This is a genomic window from Pilosibacter sp. NGB245 (assembly GCF_057397225.1).
This window is the reverse complement of record NZ_CM171584.1, coordinates 15001-33285: the sequence shown is the minus strand read 5'-3', so window position 1 is coordinate 33285 and position 18285 is coordinate 15001. Positions and strand designations below refer to the sequence as shown.

15 protein-coding genes, 7 tRNA genes and 1 rRNA gene (1 of these 23 only partly in view) are annotated in these 18285 nt (G+C 48.8%); 1 reads left to right on the top strand and 22 read right to left on the bottom strand.

Annotated elements, in window-relative coordinates; genetic code table 11:
* Window positions 1–336: 336 nt before the first annotated feature.
* The 14 genes from ACXMYH_RS00180 to ACXMYH_RS00115 form a co-directional block, all read right to left on the bottom strand.
* A complete protein-coding gene (locus tag ACXMYH_RS00180) occupies window positions 337–960 on the bottom strand; it encodes a response regulator (RefSeq protein ID WP_015553922.1) in 624 nt (207 codons plus the stop codon).
* A complete protein-coding gene (locus tag ACXMYH_RS00175; protein WP_486555254.1) occupies window positions 929–2368 on the bottom strand; it encodes a sensor histidine kinase in 1440 nt (479 codons plus the stop codon). The genes ACXMYH_RS00180 and ACXMYH_RS00175 overlap by 32 nt, the downstream gene beginning before the upstream one ends.
* Window positions 2358–3431, bottom strand: coding sequence for a poly-gamma-glutamate system protein (gene pgsW, locus ACXMYH_RS00170; protein ID WP_117472164.1), 1074 nt, complete (start codon window positions 3429–3431; stop codon window positions 2358–2360). The genes ACXMYH_RS00175 and pgsW overlap by 11 nt, the downstream gene beginning before the upstream one ends.
* 16 nt (window positions 3432–3447) lie before the next feature.
* Window positions 3448–3873 (bottom strand): poly-gamma-glutamate biosynthesis protein PgsC/CapC, encoded by a 426-nt coding sequence (locus tag ACXMYH_RS00165; RefSeq protein ID WP_486555253.1) that lies wholly within the window; start codon window positions 3871–3873, stop codon window positions 3448–3450.
* Window positions 3866–4993, bottom strand: coding sequence for a poly-gamma-glutamate synthase PgsB (gene pgsB / locus ACXMYH_RS00160; RefSeq protein WP_486555252.1), 1128 nt, complete (start codon window positions 4991–4993; stop codon window positions 3866–3868). Before pgsB ends, ACXMYH_RS00165 begins: the two co-directional genes overlap by 8 nt.
* A 166-nt stretch (window positions 4994–5159) precedes the next feature.
* On the bottom strand, window positions 5160–5435 hold the full coding sequence (locus ACXMYH_RS00155; RefSeq protein ID WP_486555251.1) for a hypothetical protein: 276 nt from the start codon (window positions 5433–5435) through the stop codon (window positions 5160–5162).
* Window positions 5436–5648: 213 nt separating this feature from the next.
* Complete coding sequence (gene rsmI, locus ACXMYH_RS00150) at window positions 5649–6497, bottom strand: 16S rRNA (cytidine(1402)-2'-O)-methyltransferase (protein ID WP_486555250.1); 849 nt, start codon at window positions 6495–6497, stop codon at window positions 5649–5651.
* A gap of 197 nt (window positions 6498–6694) precedes the next feature.
* Entirely contained in the window at window positions 6695–7432 is a 738-nt protein-coding gene (locus ACXMYH_RS00145; RefSeq protein ID WP_118321839.1) for a tRNA1(Val) (adenine(37)-N6)-methyltransferase, read from the bottom strand.
* Window positions 7422–8333, bottom strand: coding sequence for a PSP1 domain-containing protein (locus ACXMYH_RS00140; RefSeq protein ID WP_117483866.1), 912 nt, complete (start codon window positions 8331–8333; stop codon window positions 7422–7424). Before ACXMYH_RS00140 ends, ACXMYH_RS00145 begins: the two co-directional genes overlap by 11 nt.
* 10 nt (window positions 8334–8343) lie before the next feature.
* Complete coding sequence (gene holB / locus ACXMYH_RS00135) at window positions 8344–9351, bottom strand: DNA polymerase III subunit delta' (RefSeq protein ID WP_252197347.1); 1008 nt, start codon at window positions 9349–9351, stop codon at window positions 8344–8346.
* A gap of 136 nt (window positions 9352–9487) precedes the next feature.
* On the bottom strand, window positions 9488–10069 hold the full coding sequence (locus tag ACXMYH_RS00130; protein ID WP_142410763.1) for a nucleoside/nucleotide kinase family protein: 582 nt from the start codon (window positions 10067–10069) through the stop codon (window positions 9488–9490).
* A gap of 272 nt (window positions 10070–10341) precedes the next feature.
* Window positions 10342–11934, bottom strand: a complete 1593-nt coding sequence (locus ACXMYH_RS00125; protein ID WP_486555249.1) for an aminotransferase class I/II-fold pyridoxal phosphate-dependent enzyme — start codon at window positions 11932–11934, stop codon at window positions 10342–10344.
* 74 nt (window positions 11935–12008) lie between these two features.
* Window positions 12009–12515 carry a DUF1003 domain-containing protein gene (locus ACXMYH_RS00120; RefSeq protein WP_118532136.1) on the bottom strand — a complete coding sequence of 169 codons (507 nt, stop codon included), beginning with the start codon at window positions 12513–12515 and terminating at the stop codon, window positions 12009–12011.
* Between the two features lie 248 nt (window positions 12516–12763).
* A complete protein-coding gene (locus ACXMYH_RS00115) occupies window positions 12764–14041 on the bottom strand; it encodes a hypothetical protein (protein ID WP_486555248.1) in 1278 nt (425 codons plus the stop codon).
* A 296-nt stretch (window positions 14042–14337) separates the two neighbouring features.
* Between ACXMYH_RS00115 and ACXMYH_RS00110 the strand changes: the two genes are divergently transcribed.
* A complete protein-coding gene (locus ACXMYH_RS00110; RefSeq protein WP_118532130.1) occupies window positions 14338–15024 on the top strand; it encodes a TIGR00266 family protein in 687 nt (228 codons plus the stop codon).
* A gap of 126 nt (window positions 15025–15150) precedes the next feature.
* On the opposite strand, the gene ACXMYH_RS00105 is transcribed toward ACXMYH_RS00110, so the two are convergent.
* The 8 genes from ACXMYH_RS00105 to ACXMYH_RS00070 form a co-directional block, all read right to left on the bottom strand.
* Window positions 15151–15223, bottom strand: a tRNA-Lys gene (locus ACXMYH_RS00105).
* A 20-nt stretch (window positions 15224–15243) separates the two neighbouring features.
* Window positions 15244–15316: transfer RNA gene (locus ACXMYH_RS00100), tRNA-Phe, on the bottom strand.
* Between the two features lie 4 nt (window positions 15317–15320).
* Window positions 15321–15394 (bottom strand) — tRNA-Met (locus ACXMYH_RS00095).
* A 51-nt stretch (window positions 15395–15445) separates the two neighbouring features.
* Window positions 15446–15527 (bottom strand) — tRNA-Tyr (locus tag ACXMYH_RS00090).
* 29 nt (window positions 15528–15556) lie between these two features.
* Window positions 15557–15629, bottom strand: a tRNA-Thr gene (locus tag ACXMYH_RS00085).
* 13 nt (window positions 15630–15642) lie between these two features.
* Window positions 15643–15715: transfer RNA gene (locus ACXMYH_RS00080), tRNA-Val, on the bottom strand.
* A 37-nt stretch (window positions 15716–15752) separates the two neighbouring features.
* Window positions 15753–15826 (bottom strand) — tRNA-Asp (locus tag ACXMYH_RS00075).
* Window positions 15827–15899: 73 nt separating this feature from the next.
* Window positions 15900–18285, bottom strand: a 23S ribosomal RNA gene (locus tag ACXMYH_RS00070) (it continues 502 nt past the right edge of the window).

Genomic DNA, 18285 nt, shown 5'->3' with positions numbered 1-18285 from the left:
ATCCTCCTTTTGTTTGAGAGGTTCGCCGCCCATCGGCAACTCCTCTCTGTTTTATGGTGTCTTTTATTAGTAAGCGAAAGCTTTACCATCACATCTCAAGTCGGGGTGAAAGCTGATCCCCAGGATAATAGTAATATTTATGTAGAAACTGTGTCGAAGTTCTGTAGGAACTGTGTAAATTATACAAAATCACTCTATTCAAGTCTATTTTTTCTCATATTTTTCTCAAAAATGTAATAATGTCATTTGATCAATTAAATTGGGTTTCATATTAAACGAAAAAAGTTTTACCTCGTTTTCTCAAGGTAAAACTTTTTTCGTTTTATTGTAGATCGCTTACATATTTTCAACCCAGCGGAATAACTGACGCGGGCGGCCGACTTTGCCGTAAATGCTCACCATTTCCACTTTCTTATTCTGAATCAGATACTGCAGGTAACGGTATACCGTCTGATATGCAAGACCGCTGCTGCGAGCCACCTCATTTACTGTCATGTAATCCCCACCTTCTTTTAACGAATCCAGCACCAGCTGCATCGTGGCCTCACTTAAGCCTTTGTCCAAAGGTGCCTGTTTTTGATGCTCTCGTTCTAAAAGGCGTAAATGCAGCTTGATGCGGCTGATAATATCTGGAGCCTTGATGGGCTTCAAGGCAAAATCACTGGCACCCGCCTGAAGAAACTGGTCAGCCACCTCCTGACTTTCATCAATTGTAAACACGATAATTGGCACAGTATGTGAAAGTGCACGCAACATCTGCACTCCTTCCACGCCGTTAATGCCGGGCATGTGATAATCGATTAATACAATGTCAGGTTTGTGTAAACGAAACTGCTCCAGGCCTTTTTTTACATTTGGGGCACTGCAGGCCTCCCAGCCCTGAAAATGAAACAGCTCGCCTAAGGCAAAGCGAATATTTTCTTCATCGTCAATGGAAAGTATCGTAATCTTTCGTTCCATGGTTTACTACCTCCGGTAAAAATATGATGAACCGTGTGCCCTTGCCCGGCTGGCTTTCCGATATCACCGAGCCGTCCATGGCTTCCACGGTCTGTTTCACAAAGGCAAGTCCCAGACCGCTGGAGCCAAAGCCGGAAATTCCCTGCTCCCACATGGTGGCTTGCTGCTGCTCGGTCATACCGCAGCCGTTATCTGAAACAGAAAAAGTGATAAACGGCAGGTCATCCACCCGGCGGGCCCGTACATGGATCCAGATGGCAAGCTCCCGCTCCTTCTCAACCGCCAGTGCGGCATTGTGGATCAGATTTACTAACACGCGCGTAAACAAAATACTGTTTACGCTTACCTGAAGCTCCGGTACCTCATTGTCAATATGCACGTTAGATGCGTAATCCTCTACCGATATCTGCGCAAGTGCCATATCTAAAATGTGCTTGGTGTCGCTGGGACTGCATCTGTTTTCATATAAGATTTCCGAGATCATGCTGCTCATCCGATCCATCTGGCTTTCAATGCGGCTCAGATATTCGATTTCCCTGTTTCTTCCGTCAACCTCGCATTGCATTTTTAAAATTCCCACCAAAGTCTGAGTACTGGTCAGAGGCGATTTTAAATCGTGCACCAGATACTTCATTTCCCGGTAGGTACGGTTTTTCATCTCCAGCAGTGCTGCACGACTCTGCACGTTCTGCATTTTTTCTTTTTCCTCCGACAGACGCAGAAGATTATTTTCATCCCGCAGCTGCAGGAGAATAATCGTTGCAAACAGAGTCACAACTAAAATTCCCACCGCACCGATGGCATTTAAGAGAGAATTGGCCTCCAGCACATCAGCAAATAGCTTGATATCAGAACTCGTCTCACCGCGTCCCACGGGCAGACCGCTCATCAGCGGCATGATGTCCAGGAACTGAAAAGCTATAGTAAAAATCAGCAACATCAGGTTCTTTTTTGTTAATGATATATATTGATAATCCAGACGCCGAAACAGTACCACGGATGAACCCAAAAGCAGAGCAGGCAAACCAAAGTCGTAACGAATACCGTGCACCAGACCAATGCCCTCATATACAAGCGGCAGGATCAGTAAAATCATGCATGCATTGGGTATCCAACTTTTTTTCCCTCTCCGGTAGAGTTCCACTGACTCGGCAATATAATATGCTCCGATATAATGCGGAGCAGCGCGCAGGGCATTTAACATCACCAGGCGTAAAGCAGCCACCATCAGATCGGTCTTCTCCTGCTTTTCCAACGCAAGATGCATATACTCCCGCACCTGAAAATTCTGTACCGTAAATAAAACCGGCATTAAAAAACTCAGCGCGATCAACGCCAGACCGATCATCATTTCTTTGTGGTCTATTTTGCGGATCTCGAAACCCGCCAGTTTGATATTACCTGTCATCACTCCTGGATCTCCTTTTAAAGGCAAAAACTAATATACACACAGCCCCAAGGACCCCGGCCAGAGCCGGAAAATGTGGATATACCGTGTGGTAATACAGGGCACTCTGTCCTGGCGGGACGATCATCTCTGGATCAAACGGCAGACCGTACTGGGCAGCCAGCTGCTTGATGTTTAAAAGATGCAGAACCGGCAGACCATGTGCATTATAATATTGCAAGAGTCCGTCATCACTGCGCACACTGGTAACCGTATAGGGAACCATCACACCGGCCTTCATCTTGTCCTCTTCCAGGCCGATGGTCGTAATGTTTCCGCCCACACCGACAAAACAGCTTATGGGACCTAACGTCTCATACAGGTCCTCACGCGCCTTCAGGTTTGCCGCGAAATCGCGCTCCTGCATGATATCTGCCACGCCATAGGACGCAATGCGGGCAAGTGCCTCCTCTTTTTCCTCCTCAAACATTTCACCTCCGCAGTCATAATCACCGCCCGGTGTGATCAGAGCCGGAGGTGTCTGGAGCCTGCCGTCAAGATAAAGGCGGCAGACCATGTCCGGGAAGGTAAACTGCGGCTGGTTTGCCCCAAAGGTGCTCGCTCCCATGGAAGCGATATAGATCACCTTCACATTCATCGCCTCACCGGCGGCCAGCACAGCCAGATTCAACGTTGGAAAGGAACCCGAAAAGCCCGCACCGATGGTATCGCCGGACTTTACCCCGGCCTCGGTGAGCATCTGCACCAGCAGTGCGGCCATGTCCGGGTTTGCTGTGGTCCGCTTCGCCTCCTCCGAGCCAAGGCTGGTGGTAATTGGCGTATATTCATCGCCGATCATTCCGGTCTTGTGCGTATCATAAGGAGTGAGGGAAAGTCCTGCTTCCAGCTTATAATCCCGGATATCATCCATCCAGCCCTGCAGCTTCTGGGCAGCCAAAAGTTTGATCTCATAGTCTTCCGTGGCTTTCGTCTGTCCCATCGCCAATGTAAGGACAAGGCAGACGGCCAGCCAGACCACAGCCAGGATAAGTGCCGTGCTTCGGCGTTTTTGCAAACTTTTCATGCGAAAACGCCTCCTTTCACACGCCGGGCAGCTTTTGCCCGATAAGCAGTAAGATCAGCGCCGTAAAAAGCGTAGTGGCGGCAATTGCCAGAAAGGCATCGAAGAATCCCTGTCTATCGATTTCCCGCGCCAGAATACCTGGCATTAAAATGCCAATCACACTGAAGGGAAGCAGTCTCCATGCGGAAAGTACACAATTCAGCGCAAAGGTCAGCAGGATCAGAAAGGCAAACCGGCGTCGACCAAATAAAATCAGCCATTGCGATGCCAGACGGCATAAAAGCACACTCACGGATGCCATAATCAGCGTAGTAACAATACGACCGGGGCTATGTAACGCCAGAACCAGATAACCGGGTACGATAAGTCCAGCCGAAAGCCCGGTAATCTCGGTAAAGATCATACTCACCACTACACCTAACAGAATGATTTGATTATACATAAGGCTCTCCCTCCTCGCGGACACGGGCGATCAGTTTGCGCCCCGCTCCATACAAATTGCCGACTGCAAACAGCACTGTACCCGGTGCTGTATCGTTTAGAGGCATATCGTCAGCCTGTGAAAAGCTGCGCACGGCGCAATCAGGCAACAACCGGTGCAGTTTAGCCGTCATATAGTCTTTATGCGAACCTGCCAGCCAGACCTCGGCCGGAGCCAGTCTCTCACATACAGTCAGCATATCCCGGGTGCGGCTTCCCCGATCAGCCCGGTTGCATACGATCAAAATAAGCTTTCCGGCCTTCTCTCCAAGTTTTTTCTGCAGATCTTCCCAGACGATGCAGGTGGAATCAGAATCATTTACCGAAACGGCATTCACAAAAATCCCCTGCCCCATCTTATATAGTGCCAGCGCATAAGGGTCGCGCTTATAATGTGCCATGCCCGCAAGAGCTGTTTCCCGCGAAACGCCCAGATCTTCACATACAGCTAGTGCCAGGGAAATATTTTCGGCAAAATCAAAATCCGGCTCATCCCCAGTGGGACGTGCCAGAACGAAGCGGCTGCCCAGCATCTCCGCATGGCTCCTGAGACGATCTGCCATGGCCTCATCGGCCGTAAATAAAACGCCTCCTCTGGGAATCGTGTTGCTCAACGTATCCGCAATTTCCGGAAGACTATCCCCCATCACATCGGCATGATCGTGCCGCACGTTCGTAATCACGCCCACATCGGCCTGCAAAATGCGATGCTGCGCACATCTTTGATATTCGGGCTGCAATGCCATGCACTCGATCACCAGAACTTCCGCATTCTGGGCGGCAGCACGGCGCAGAATGCCGACCTGTTCTTTAATATTGGCTTTGCCTCTGCGGTGCAGAGGCTCTTCATTGCCGGAAACATCTATTGTCATCGGATCCGTACCTGTAGTTTTGCAGAATACCCGCAAGCCGCCTGCCCGCAAGCCGGCCTCGATCAGCCGACAGACCGTAGATTTCCCTCGTGTGCCGTTTACATGCACCACGTGACGCAGGGTCGCGCGGCTTTTCGCCGCCTCCCGCCCCTCTATCCAAAGTCCCAGGCACCAGAAAAGCCCTAAGAGAAAAATCATAATCTTAAGCATAAAACACCTCTGATTTTATCGTTCAGAAGAACCATTTTCTTAAATCATACTCCGAAACGACACAAAACTCCACAGATAAATATGAGAAAATGCTTCTTCTTCCCAACTGCATTATTGCTTTGGGAAAAAGAAGCATTTTATATTAAAACTATTATTTTAATCACTGTCATTTAAACCCATTGCGCCACACTCCTATTGCCAAAATAATAGCGCAGGCATATCTTAATATTTCAGATACATGATAAATCTTATTTCCATTTACCTCAGCGCCCTCCTGCGCAAATTTCTGCTCAATAAGCCCTCTTATACCTATTTCTATAAGAAGTGCCATTGCTAATCCCAGCGAAAACATTCTCATACCCTTTGTATAGCTATATAACGATAATAAAAATACTACTGAAACGCCTAAGTTACATAATGTTAACCACATTTTTTTCTTCATATAAATCGCCCCCCGCTATGCTGATTGTTTCAGTTTCATCTACTTGAATTATATCATTCCCCCCCACTATTTTCAATCAATATTTATCTTCTCGCCGCATTATTAAGACATTTGTTATTTTTTTGTTATTTGTCTGTAATTTTTTGCAAAAAAGAAGACGTACCACCCGTCATCTCACTCAATAACCAGCGACACATCTTCTTCTCGAATTCCCTATTCCTGCTCATCCAAAAGCATCTGATACACATCCCGCTTTCCGATCCCGCGGTCCTTCGCCACAAGCTTCATCGCTTCCTTCTTCTCGATTCCCTGTGACAGATAGACGTCCATGTGTTCCGTGAGCGACATGGCTTCCCAGGTCTGTTCTTTCTCTTTTTTGATCTCCTCCGGGCTCTTTCCCTCGATCACGATGACACATTCGCCCCGCGGTTCCTCCGTCTCAAAATGATCTAACGCCCCCTGAAACGTGGTTCGGAATGCCGTCTCGTACTTCTTTGTGAGTTCCCTGCAGATCGTGATCCTCCGGTTCCCCAGCGCCTCAAGAAGCTCTTCCAAGGTCCGTACCAGACGGTGCGGCGCCTCATAGAGGATGATCGTCCGTGTCTCAGACTTTAATTCTTCCAGAATTCTCTGCTTTTCCTTCTTATCGGACGGCAGAAACGCCTCAAACGCGAACCGTCTTGTCGCCATTCCGGAGATCGTGAGTGCCGTGATGCATGCCGCCGGCCCCGGAAGAGAAGTCAGCTCGATTCCGGCCTCATAGCACTGCTTTACAAGCTCCTCGCCCGGATCCGAGATCCCCGGTGTCCCGGCATCCGTGATCAGTGCGATATTGGTGCCTTCCTTCATCTTCTCGACGAGAACTCTCGCCTTTTCCACCTTGTTGAACTCATGATAACTGGTCATCGGCGTTTTGATGTCAAAATGGTTTAAGAGCTTGATGCTGTGTCTCGTATCTTCCGCAGCGATCAGATCGACCTCTTTCAACGTATTTAACACCCGCAGCGTGATATCGTCCAGATTCCCGATGGGCGTTGCACATAAATATAATTTTCCCTGCATGACCAATTCCTCCTGCTGCCCGATGCTGCTTTTTCACCGACAGCTTTTTATCTCAACATTTCCGTAACGCGAGTTTACAGATGGTTCCATTCCGGCTTGGCAAGATCCGCGACCATTCCTACATTATCCGGATCTTTTCGTTTAGAAAATTCCTGTCATTTTTCCGTCTCATCCGCCTAAAAAACCCTCACAACAATTTAATACCCGTAAATCGAATAGATCTCATCCGTATACACGCCCGGCTCCTTATAAACGATCACCGGCGCCTCGACCTTCATCCAGGCTCCGCCGCCGCGGACCGCCTCGATGAGGACCATGTTCGCGTCCTTATCCTTGAACGGATGGACCATTTTCATCCGCTTCGGCTCCAGCTTATACTGCTTCATCGTCCCGAAGATCTCGATCAGACGGTGCGGCCGGTGGACCATATACATCCTTCCGCCCGGTTTCAGGACCTTCGCGCCTTCCCGCACAACATCCTCCAGCGTGCAGAGGACCTCATGTCTCGAGATCGCCTTCACTTCCGTCGGGTTCTTTAACCCATGAGCGTCATTCATATACGGCGGATTTGTCGTAACGACATCAAAGGAAGCCGCTCCGAAAATCCGGCTGGCTTCCTTGATATCTCCATGTACGATCTCGATTTTTTCTTCCAGATGGTTCAGTTTCACACTCCGCTCTGCCATCTCGGCGATCTCATCCTGGATCTCAAGTGCCGAAAAATGTTCTCCCTGCGTTTTTGCGGAGAGAAGAAGCGGGATGATCCCCGTTCCTGTTCCGAGATCCAGCGCCCGCTCTCCCGGTTTCACCGCCGCAAATCCGGAAAGCAGCACCGCATCCATTCCAAAGCAGAATCCATCTGTCTTCTGGATGATCTGCAGACCATTTCTCTGAAGATCATCCAGCCGTTCATTTTCCTTTAACTCAATCGCCATCGAGTTTCGATTTCCCTTCTTTTTTCTCCAGTGCCTCTAACTGCTTTAACTCCGCATCGTTGGATGACTGTTTTTCCCGTCTCTTTTTCGGCCGGAATTTCAGCTGATCCACCTTATACTCACGGATCTCCTTCTCATCGTTATTTACCGTCACGATAACCTTCACAAGCTGGCGCAGGATGCTGACGCTGTGGACTTCACCCTTTAAACCGTCGTCCGTCGTCACATAGTCACCGATATTCGGAAGTCTTCCGTTCAACTCCTCGTATGTGTCCTCCTCGTACTTTAAGCAGCACATCAGTCTGCCGCAGACGCCGGAGATCTTCGTCGGATTTAAGGACAGGTTCTGCTCCTTCGCCATCTTGATCGATACCGGGATAAACTCGGAAAGATACGACGCACAGCAGAGCGGTCTTCCGCAGATCCCGATCCCGCCGACGATCTTTGTCTCATCGCGGACACCGATCTGTCGGAGCTCGATCCTCGTCTTAAACACGGACGCCAGATCCTTTACCAGCTCACGGAAGTCGATCCTTCCGTCTGCCGTAAAGTAGAACAATACTTTATTGTTGTCAAACGTATACTCCGTGTCAATGAGTTTCATGCTGAGGTTGTGTTTCTTGATCTTCTCAACGCAGACCTTGAACGCCTCTTTTTCTTTCTCCTTGTTGCGGCGCTCCGTCTCCTCATCCGCCGGTGTTGCCATGCGGATCACGGATTTCAGCGGCTGGATCACCTTTTTATCGTCCACCTCGTGAGTTCCGAGCACCACATATCCGTACTCCACGCCTCTGGCCGTCTCGACGATCACATGATCGCCTGTTTTAATCTCATTTTCACCAGGGCTGAAATAATATACTTTTCCCGCTTTCCGGAAGCGGATCCCGATTACTTTCGTCATTCTTTGCTCCTTATGACGGGTTCTTCATGGTCAGCAGGAGTAATTCCATCGCCAATTCCATATTTACGTTTGCGTTCAAACGTGTTCTCGCTGTGTCGATCGCCGCAAGGATCGCTTCCAGACCGGCATAGTCGACTTTTTCTCCCGTCTCATTGATCATTTTATATTCATCTTTGAAGATCAGCAGGTTCATGTCCTTTGTGACCTTGAACATGAGCACGTCCCGGTACCAGAGCTGCATCAGATCCAGCACCTCGCCGATATCAAAGTTCTGCTCTTTCATCTCGCGGATGCAATCTAAAAGCATGGAAATGTCCATCGTCCTGACATTCTTTACGAGGACCATGACCTTCTGGAAAAGCTCCTTAAACTCATCAGAAGATGCCAGATGGATCGCTTTCCCGAGATTTCCCCTTGCAAACGCGGTGCAGATATCTGCGTCCTTCTCCGGAACATGGAGATTCTGCGTCAGATAGCTCTTGATCGTAAAATCCTTCAGCGGCTTTAATTTCATCTGCACACACCTGGAGAGGATCGTCGGAAGAAACGCCTCCTGGTTCGTCGTGATCAGAATGATGACCGCGTAGGACGGCGGCTCCTCGATCGTCTTTAACAGGGCATTCTGCGCCTGGACCGTCATTTTTTCCGCCTCATCCACGATATAGATCTTATAATAGCTGCTGTACGGACGGATCATGATCGTATCATTGATCTGTTCCCGCACATCATCCACGCCGATACTTCCCGGCTTTTCATGCGTCACATAGATGAGATCCGGATGATTTCCGCTCATCACCTGCTTGCAGGAATGGCATATCATACACGGCTCACTTCCGCCTTTCTCGCACAGGAGCGTCATCGCAAACGCATTCGCGATCGATTTTCTTCCCATGCCGGCTTCTCCCGTCAGGATATAAGCATGTGAGATCTTATGGTTCTGGATTGCCTTTTTAAAGTGATCTTTCACCATCTCATTCCCGAGGATCTCTTCAAATCCCATGATCTTTTCTTCTGACATAGCCGCATCCCTCCTCATCCTGTTGGTTCCGGCAGTGCTTTTTACGCCGGAGCTTCCCGGTTCGAACAGAACATTTAACTGTTCCCGCTAACGGTGTTTCCATTTTATCTTACCACAAAATAACGCCTATAAAAAGTTATTTATCCAAATCCCTTAGGATTTCTTCCACGCACATTTCCATATCCGTATTCTGATATCTCTTCGTAATTCCCAGGCGTTCCAGATTTTCCTCTGAAAAATCTTTTTCGTCTGCAAGGTATCTCCGGCAGACTTCCCGATAATTCGGCTTTTTCTGGTTTTCCTCGCGTTTGACGGCCCTGAGAAGCCGGATCCCATCCGGGACCTCGATATAGACCGGAACCATCTTTCCCGCTTCAAAATAGGCACACATCTTCTCGTAAGATTCCAGTGTCCCAATCATAAGACAGGACTCGTCGTCGGCAACATCAAACTGCCCGTCATCCACTGTATAGTAAGTCCACGGACCGGCGATCGTCTGATAAGTTCTCGACTCGATCACCTTTCCGGAAGCCAGCTGCCGCTCCAGCTCCTCTCGACCGGTAAAGAAATATTCCACTCCGTCCGTCTCGCCTTCCCGGATCGGTCTTGTTGTATACATCGTCACCGTCCGCAGCTTTGGTCTCCGTTTCAGGATTTCCTTATACAGTGTATCTTTTCCTGTCGCGCTCTTTCCAAGAAGATAATATATCCTGCCCATTTGTTTCTCTCAGCCTTCTGTATTATAATTTTTATCCCAGTCAGATAAGACTTTTCGATCGAACTTTTACAACCATTTTTCAGGTTCTATCTTTTCATTGTATCAAAACCAGAGGTCTCGTGCAACCGTTGTTTCCATCCTCGCTCGATAATTCTTATCCTTTTAAAGTAACAAAAATTTGTCTCCTGGGAAATATTCTTGCCTGATAAGCCTCTTCATTTCGGATGCAGCCACCTCTTATGCACTTGAATTACTAACGTTTTCCTTTTTCCTCAGCATCCTTTATGAACAAGCCCTGGCGTCTGACATGTTAAGATCACGTCCGCATCCGGATCAGCCGGCCCCTGGACAAGAAGTCCTGCTGCCTTGTACGCCACGATCTTCTCCACGATCGCATCCGTGAAGACCTCTCCCGGCGCGATGATCGGGATTCCCGGCGGATACAGATACACAAACTCCGCAGATACCTTTCCGACCGTATCCTGAAGCGCTGTGCGCTCCATATCGGCATTCATCGCCTCGCAGATGAGCATTCTCCTGACTGGGTGCAAAACTTTGGATTCCGTGACTTCTGGAGTCTCACATCTTTCTTTTTCCTTTGACTCACCTTTTTCTTTTTGCTGTTCAGGCTCCACGCAGTGTCTCAATGCCCCGTCAATCTCCAGCAGCGCCGTTCCAAGCCGCTCAAATCCTTCTTCCGTGTCCATCAGCGACGTCATCGCGATCACATACTCCGGCGCTGTCATCTCCATCTCAAGATGGTATTTTCTCCTCAGTGTCTCCGCCAGCTCTTCCCCGTGAAACTCCTCTGCGCGCATCGTGGAAACCACGATCTTCGACGGATCCCATCCGACCACCGTCCGATATTTCCCACAGATTTCCCGGTCCAGGATCTCAAGTACCTGAAGTCCTTCCATCCGCTCCATAAAGTGCTCCAGTCTTTCCTCATACCGGACCATCTCATTTCTTCCGTCCCCGTCCATATACCAGATGCACCGCTCCATCCCAGCCATAAAAAGGTATGACGGGCTGGACGTCTGAAACATGGACAAATACCTCGAAACTCTGTCCTGATCCACAAGTTTTCCCTTCACATGCAGGATTGCCGTCTGGGTAAAGGACGGCAGCGTTTTATGAAGGCTCTGGATCACAAGATCCGCCCCGTATTCCAGCGCCGATTTCGGAAATCCGTGACACTGATCTGCATACTCCAGATGCGCCCCATGCGCCTCATCGACGATCAACGGGATCCCGTATTCATGAGCCGCATCCGCGATCGCCCGGATATCCGACACCACGCCTTCATAGGTTGGAGATGTGATGAGCACTGCCTGGATTTTCGTGATTTTTCCTCTCACATCCCCCGAATTTCCCGCACAGCGCATCGCATCCTTTTCAAGCGCTTTTCTCACGTCCTCCGCACGGATTCCTCCATTGATCCCGAATTCCGTGATCTCCTCCGGATACAGATATTCAGCCTCCAGCCGGTTCAGGCAGATCGCATGGTACACCGCCTTATGACAGTTTCTCGCTGTCAGGATCTTTCCGCCGTTTTCCGTAGTCGCAAAAACTGCACTTAAAATCCCGCATGTACTCCCATTCACAAGATACCAGGACCGGTCCGCCCCGTAGATCGCAGCCGCCTCATCCATGGCGTCCTTCAAAATTCCTTCCGCATGATGCAGGTTGTCAAACCCATCGATCTCCGTGATATCGATCCCATACGGGTCCGGAAATCCCCCCGGGATCCCATCCGGAATCTCCCGTCTTTTATGTCCCGGCATATGAAATGGATACGCATCCGATCCCGCATATTCTGTCAGCCGTTCTAAAAGTCCCGGCTGTTTTTCTTTTCTGTAATTCAAAATTTTTATTCTCCTGTTTCCCATCTGACTGCAAACGAACTGGAAATTGCCCGTCAAATTCGAATCCACATTCGTTATAAAGTATTTTTCTCTTTTTGCTCCGAGAGAATTTTCTCGATCTGCGACTGTCTGATAAGAATCGCATTCACCTTATCATGGAGGTCTTCAATCATGATCTCGGTTTTCAGGTTTACCTTATAATCGTTTTCAGCACGCCGGCGGTCTTTTTCCTCCTGTCGGTTCTGACTCATCATGATCAGCGGTGCCTGAATGGCTGCAACGCAGGACAGGACAAGGTTCAGCAGGATAAACGGATATGCGTCAAACGCTTTTGACGCAAGAATCGTGTTGATGACCATCCACAGGATCAGCCCACCTGTAAAGGAAAATATAAACGCCCAACTGCCTGCAAATTTTGCGATCGTGTCAGCTGCCCGCTGCCCGAGTGTGTACTTTTCTTTCTCTTTTTCAGGACTGACTGAAATCTTACTGTCTGCTAAAAGGTTCAAAACTTCCTCATCCGTCATATCGTGCCGGATGTCCTTCAGCACTTCTTTCAATAATTTTCTGTTCTCTTTCATGATGATACTCCTTCCAATTCGATCAATTGGTAAAATTTATTTGCGCAGCCCCCCCGGAACAGTTCCCTGATTTTTTGTTTATAAATCTGACAAGTAGCGCATTTGACAACAGCATAACAACCACATATATACCCAACGGCAGAAACATGAACGGTACTACATCCAATAATGCACTCCAGTCTTCTTTGTTCACCCAGTCTAATATCTGTCTGTATTCCATAAGAAGTGTCAATGCTACAAATGCCGGCTTACTTTACAAGCTCCGCTTTTACCTCCGGAAACATATACCAAATTTCCGCGACTTCATCCCCGGCTGCCTGATAAAAGCCGTAGCTGCCGTAAACCATCGAATCGCATCCGTCCGATGCCAGTCTCACCGTTATCTGTGTCCCATCCGCCTTTGTAAGCGTCAGGATCCCGTTATACGGACAGTCTTTCTCTTCATCAAAAGATGCCCCCGACAGGATCTCCTCCAGCCTTTTTAACAATTCCGGATCCTGCAGCGTCTCGGATATTCCCACGACTTCCGAGTCAGCTTCCACGTCAGCAGAATCTTTGCTCTCCAAGCCTTTCTCCAGCTCTTTGGAAATCGGGATCACCTCAAGTTCCGCACTTGTAATTTCTTTCATGTCTTCCGTTCCTACCGTCTGAAATTCACATTTTTCCTCAGCAATTCTTAATGCCGGAACTGTGATCTCATCCGGATCCGGGTTTTCTGACTCATAAATTTCCTGGCTTGCCGTATATGTGATCCCATCTATTCCATACATTACCGGATCAATGATCTCATCCGAGCCGGTGATCTCTTTCTCCTGATCCTCAGTCAAAGGAATATATTCCTCCAGTACCTCTGCAGCTTCAAATCTTCGGACGGTAAGATATCCGCCGTCCTCCGGTGGTGACATCCGCACACCGCGCTCCTTTACAGTCTCCAGATACCGGACCCCCTCGTCACCGTCACAGAGGCTGTATGTAAATGCTTTTCTGAGTTCTTCCGATTCTTCCATTCCGCTCGGAACAAAAAACAGAACATCCTTTGCTTCCGTGTAATACATTTCATAAACATTTTCGAAAGTATATACTTTTTCAAAAATACTTTCGTCCTCGTTCCACTTTTCAGCCTCGATCACATCATCAATGCTGTAAATGCTGAGATCTTTCAGCGGATCCTCCTTGCCTTTTCGAAATCCCAGGACATACCCGTAACCATTTTCCGTCTCCCGTCCAACAAAATCATACGCATCCCGGATCTCTCCACCGCAGGATGCTGCCTTTTCCGGATCCATATCCGAAAATTTATGATCTCCATCAAAGGATTCCAATTCTGTTACGATCCACCGACGTTCTTCCTCCGAAAGTGGCTGAAAGGCCAGATCTTCCCTCTGATCATCTTTTTCCGTTTCAGGACTATTTCGTTCCTCTGTCTGTGGCTCACTCGGATCTTCTACCGGAACAAAAGCCGGCGAACACCCTGTCAGCCAGATTCCCAGTCCTAAAGCTGCCGCCATCATCCAAATCTTTTTCACCTTGCCACCTTCTTTTCAAAAAACTGAACTCGCCTGTCACTGAACTTGTTACCGATATTCTATCATCCATAATTTTTTCACACAAGCGAGCACTCCCATATTTAAGGAAACTGTAAACATGTTATCATTTTGTTATTTTCATAAACAGGATTTTTCATCGTAAATTTCATTCCAGTATCTCTTCTGTAACTATCGGCAGAGTATGATATAATATATTTGTTCACCCTTGTGTATCTTTTGGATACAGCAATACAAGCGTATTTTCATCGTTCAATACGCCAGAAAGAGAGGATCCTATGAAATACAGAATTATTGGCACAACTATCCCTGCAGTTGAGATCAAATTTGATGCTCCAGGCGAAACTATGTACACACAGTCCGGCGGAATGTCCTGGATGTCTGAAGGGATTTCCATGTCCACAAACACACGCGGCGGATTTATGAAAGGTCTTGGCCGCATGTTTGCCGGTGAATCCATGTTTATGGCTACCTACCGTGCGGATGCTCCGGGTGCCACGATCGCATTTGCGTCAACTGTACCTGGTCAGGTTCTTCCGATCGACGCGGCAGAAAACGGCGGCATGATCTGCCAGAAAGGTGCATTCCTCTGCGCACAGGATTCTGTAAATCTTGATGTCACCTTCACAAAGAAATTTACTTCCGGACTGTTTGGCGGCGAAGGCTTCATCCTTGAATCCATCTCCGGTTCCGGAATGGCCTTTCTCGAAATCGACGGCGATGTTGTCGAGAAACAGCTCGCACCGGGCGAAGTGATCAAAGTTGATACAGGAAATATCGTTGCGTTCGAGAAAACCTTAAAATATGAAGTTGAGACGATCAAAGGCCTTGGAAACATCTTCTTCGGCGGCGAAGGTCTCTTCCTCACAAAGCTTACCGGTCCTGGCCGTGTGATCCTTCAGACTCAGAATATCGCTGATTTCGCCGGACGCATTGCACAGTTCATTCCGACAAAATCAAACTGATCTTCGACTTTCAACAACATATACTTTAACCTAAAAAAGAGGTTGCTGTGTGAATGTGCAGCAACCTCTTTTTTAGCAAACTTTAGAATACGAAAAAACGGAAACCTCTCGGCTTCCGCAACTTAATGAGACATCGGGGATTCGAACCCCGGACAACTTGATTAAAAGTCAAGTGCTCTACCGACTGAGCTAATATCCCATACAACTATGAAGTTGTAGTGCCCAAAGCTGGAATCGAACCAGCGACACGAGGATTTTCAGTCCTCTGCTCTACCAACTGAGCTATCTGGGCATAATTGCGGGGGCAGGATTTGAACCTACGACCTTCGGGTTATGAGCCCGACGAGCTTCCAGACTGCTCCACCCCGCGATACCTTATTATTATACACAATAAATATCGAAAAATCAATACCTATTTTAATGGGCGGAGGTGGATTCGAACCACCGAAGCAAGTTGCAGCAGATTTACAGTCTGTCCCCTTTGGCCACTCGGGAATCCGCCCATAAGAATTATTTAGTTTTTGAAACTAAAAGCCGATGATCGGACTCGAACCGATAACCTGCTGATTACAAATCAGCTGCTCTGCCAATTGAGCCACATCGGCATATCTTTAAAAGTGGGACCTATAGGGCTCGAACCTATGACCCTCTGCTTGTAAGGCAGATGCTCTCCCAGCTGAGCTAAGATCCCATATTTAAAAATAAATACATACAAAACCATGTATGCGCGACCCGGATGGGATTCGAACCCACGACCTCCGCCGTGACAGGGCGGCGCTCTAACCAGCTGAGCCACCGGGCCATACAAGGTATTTAACATACCTTCAAAATCACATACTGAACTCCATCAACCTTCGAATCTTCACTTGACCTTTCTGGATAAGCCCTCGACCGATTAGTAACAGTCAGCTCCATGCATTGCTGCACTTCCACCTCTGCCCTATCTACCTCGTCGTCTTCAAGGGGTCTTACTTCTTAACGAATGGGATATCTCATCTTGAGGGGGGCTTCACGCTTAGATGCCTTCAGCGTTTATCCCTGCCAGACTTGGCTACCCGGCCATGAGCTTAGCAGCTCAACCGGTACACCAGCGGTCCGTCCATCCCGGTCCTCTCGTACTAAGGACAGCTCCTCTCAAATATCCTCCGCCTGCGCCGGATAGGGACCGAACTGTCTCACGACGTTCTGAACCCAGCTCGCGTACCGCTTTAATGGGCGAACAGCCCAACCCTTGGGACCTACTTCAGCCCCAGGATGCGATGAGCCGACATCGAGGTGCCAAACCACTCCGTCGATGTGAACTCTTGGGAGTGATAAGCCTGTTATCCCCAGGGTAGCTTTTATCCGTTGAGCGATGGCAATCCCACTTTCATACCACCGGATCACTAAGTCCTAGTTTCCTACCTGCTCGACCCGTCGGTCTCGCAGTCAAGCTCCCTTCTGCCTTTGCACTCTTCGAATGGTTTCCAACCATTCTGAGGGAACCTTTGAGCGCCTCCGATACCCTTTCGGAGGCGACCGCCCCAGTCAAACTCCCCACCTGACATTGTCCCCGATCCAGATCATGGACCATGGTTAGAAACCCAGTAACGCAAGGGTGGTATCCCAACAGCGGCTCATACGAAACCGGAGTTCCGTACTCGTAGCCTCCCACCTATCCTGTGCATGCATTACCGAATCCCAGTATCAAGCTGGAGTAAAGCTCCATGGGGTCTTTCCGTCCTGGCGCAGGTAACCAGCATCTTCACTGGTATTTCAATTTCACCGGGTGCATTGTCGAGACAGCGCTCAAATCATTACGCCTTTCGTGCGGGTCGGAACTTACCCGACAAGGAATTTCGCTACCTTAGGACCGTTATAGTTACGGCCGCCGTTTACTGGGGCTTCAATTCAAAGCTTCGATTGCTCTAACCTCTCCTCTTAACCTTCCAGCACCGGGCAGGCGTCAGCCCATATACATCACCTTACGGTTTCGCATAGACCTGTGTTTTTGCTAAACAGTTGCTTGAGCCTATTCTCTGCGGCCAGATCTCTCTGGCACCCCTTATCCCGAAGTTACGGGGTCATTTTGCCGAGTTCCTTAACAATGCTTCTCCCGCCGGCCTTAGGATTCTCTCCTCATCCACCTGTGTCGGTTTACGGTACGGGCACATGATACACAATAGCGGCTTTTCTCGGCAGCTGGAATCAGATGCTTCCCTACTTTAGTTCGGTCCGCGTCACGTCTTTGGCTTATCAGGCGGATTTGCCTGCCTGACACCTCCTACGCTTGCCCGGGGTTCTGTTCCCCGGTCATCTTATCCCTCTGCGTCCCCACAGTTCTGATATCATGTGGTACAGGAATCTAAACCTGTTGTCCATCAGCTACGCTTCTCAGCCTTGCCTTAGGCCCCGACTTACCCAGGGCAGATCAGCTTTACCCTGGAAACCTTAGATATTCGGCCTGGAGGATTCCCACCTCCATCTCGCTACTCATTCCGGCATTCTCTCTTCTTAAAAGTCCACAGCTCCTTATCGGTACTGCTTCGCCCCTTTAAGAATGCTCCTCTACCAATGTATAAATACATTCCTGAGCTTCGGTGTTGTGTTTCAGCCCCGGACATTTTCGGCGCAGGACCTCTCGACTAGTGAGCTATTACGCACTCTTTGAATGTGTGGCTGCTTCTGAGCCAACATCCTAGTTGTCTTTGAAATCCCACATCCTTTTCCACTTAACACACACTTTGGGACCTTAGCTGCAGGTCTGGGCTCTTTCCCTTTTGACGACCCAACTTATCTCGTGCCGTCTGACTCCCGTACATCATCTGTATGGCATTCGGAGTTTGATATTCTTCGGTAGGCTTTGACGCCCCCTAGGAAATTCAGTGCTCTACCTCCACCAGACTAATACGAGGCTAGCCCTAAAGCTATTTCGAGGAGAACCAGCTATCTCCGGGTTCGATTGGAATTTCTCCCCTATCCACACCTCATCGCCACCCTTTTCAACGGATGTGCGTTCGGTCCTCCACGAAATTTTACTTTCGCTTCAACCTGGACATGGATAGATCACCCGGTTTCGGGTCTGCACATGCTGACTTGACGCCCTATTCAGACTTGCTCTCGCTTCGGCTCCGCACCTTTAGTGCTTAACCTTGCCAGCATCCGCAACTCGCCGGACCGTTCTACAAAAAGTACGCGGTTGCACCTTAACGTGCTTCCACAGCTTGTAAACACAGGGTTTCAGGTTCTCTTTCACTCCCCTCCCGGGGTCCTTTTCACCTT

What these genes read in the sequence shown, in the direction of transcription:
- ACXMYH_RS00180 (WP_015553922.1), bottom strand. Translation starts at nt 960, where the DNA reads ATGGAACGAAAGATTACGATACTTTCCATTGACGATGAAGAAAATATT.
- ACXMYH_RS00175 (WP_486555254.1), bottom strand. Translation starts at nt 2,368, where the DNA reads ATGACAGGTAATATCAAACTGGCGGGTTTCGAGATCCGCAAAATAGAC.
- pgsW (WP_117472164.1), bottom strand. Translation starts at nt 3,431, where the DNA reads ATGAAAAGTTTGCAAAAACGCCGAAGCACGGCACTTATCCTGGCTGTG.
- ACXMYH_RS00165 (WP_486555253.1), bottom strand. Translation starts at nt 3,873, where the DNA reads ATGTATAATCAAATCATTCTGTTAGGTGTAGTGGTGAGTATGATCTTT.
- pgsB (WP_486555252.1), bottom strand. Translation starts at nt 4,993, where the DNA reads ATGCTTAAGATTATGATTTTTCTCTTAGGGCTTTTCTGGTGCCTGGGA.
- ACXMYH_RS00155 (WP_486555251.1), bottom strand. Translation starts at nt 5,435, where the DNA reads ATGAAGAAAAAAATGTGGTTAACATTATGTAACTTAGGCGTTTCAGTA.
- rsmI (WP_486555250.1), bottom strand. Translation starts at nt 6,497, where the DNA reads ATGCAGGGAAAATTATATTTATGTGCAACGCCCATCGGGAATCTGGAC.
- ACXMYH_RS00145 (WP_118321839.1), bottom strand. Translation starts at nt 7,432, where the DNA reads ATGGCGATTGAGTTAAAGGAAAATGAACGGCTGGATGATCTTCAGAGA.
- ACXMYH_RS00140 (WP_117483866.1), bottom strand. Translation starts at nt 8,333, where the DNA reads ATGACGAAAGTAATCGGGATCCGCTTCCGGAAAGCGGGAAAAGTATAT.
- holB (WP_252197347.1), bottom strand. Translation starts at nt 9,351, where the DNA reads ATGTCAGAAGAAAAGATCATGGGATTTGAAGAGATCCTCGGGAATGAG.
- ACXMYH_RS00130 (WP_142410763.1), bottom strand. Translation starts at nt 10,069, where the DNA reads ATGGGCAGGATATATTATCTTCTTGGAAAGAGCGCGACAGGAAAAGAT.
- ACXMYH_RS00120 (WP_118532136.1), bottom strand. Translation starts at nt 12,515, where the DNA reads ATGAAAGAGAACAGAAAATTATTGAAAGAAGTGCTGAAGGACATCCGG.
- ACXMYH_RS00110 (WP_118532130.1), top strand. Translation starts at nt 14,338, where the DNA reads ATGAAATACAGAATTATTGGCACAACTATCCCTGCAGTTGAGATCAAA.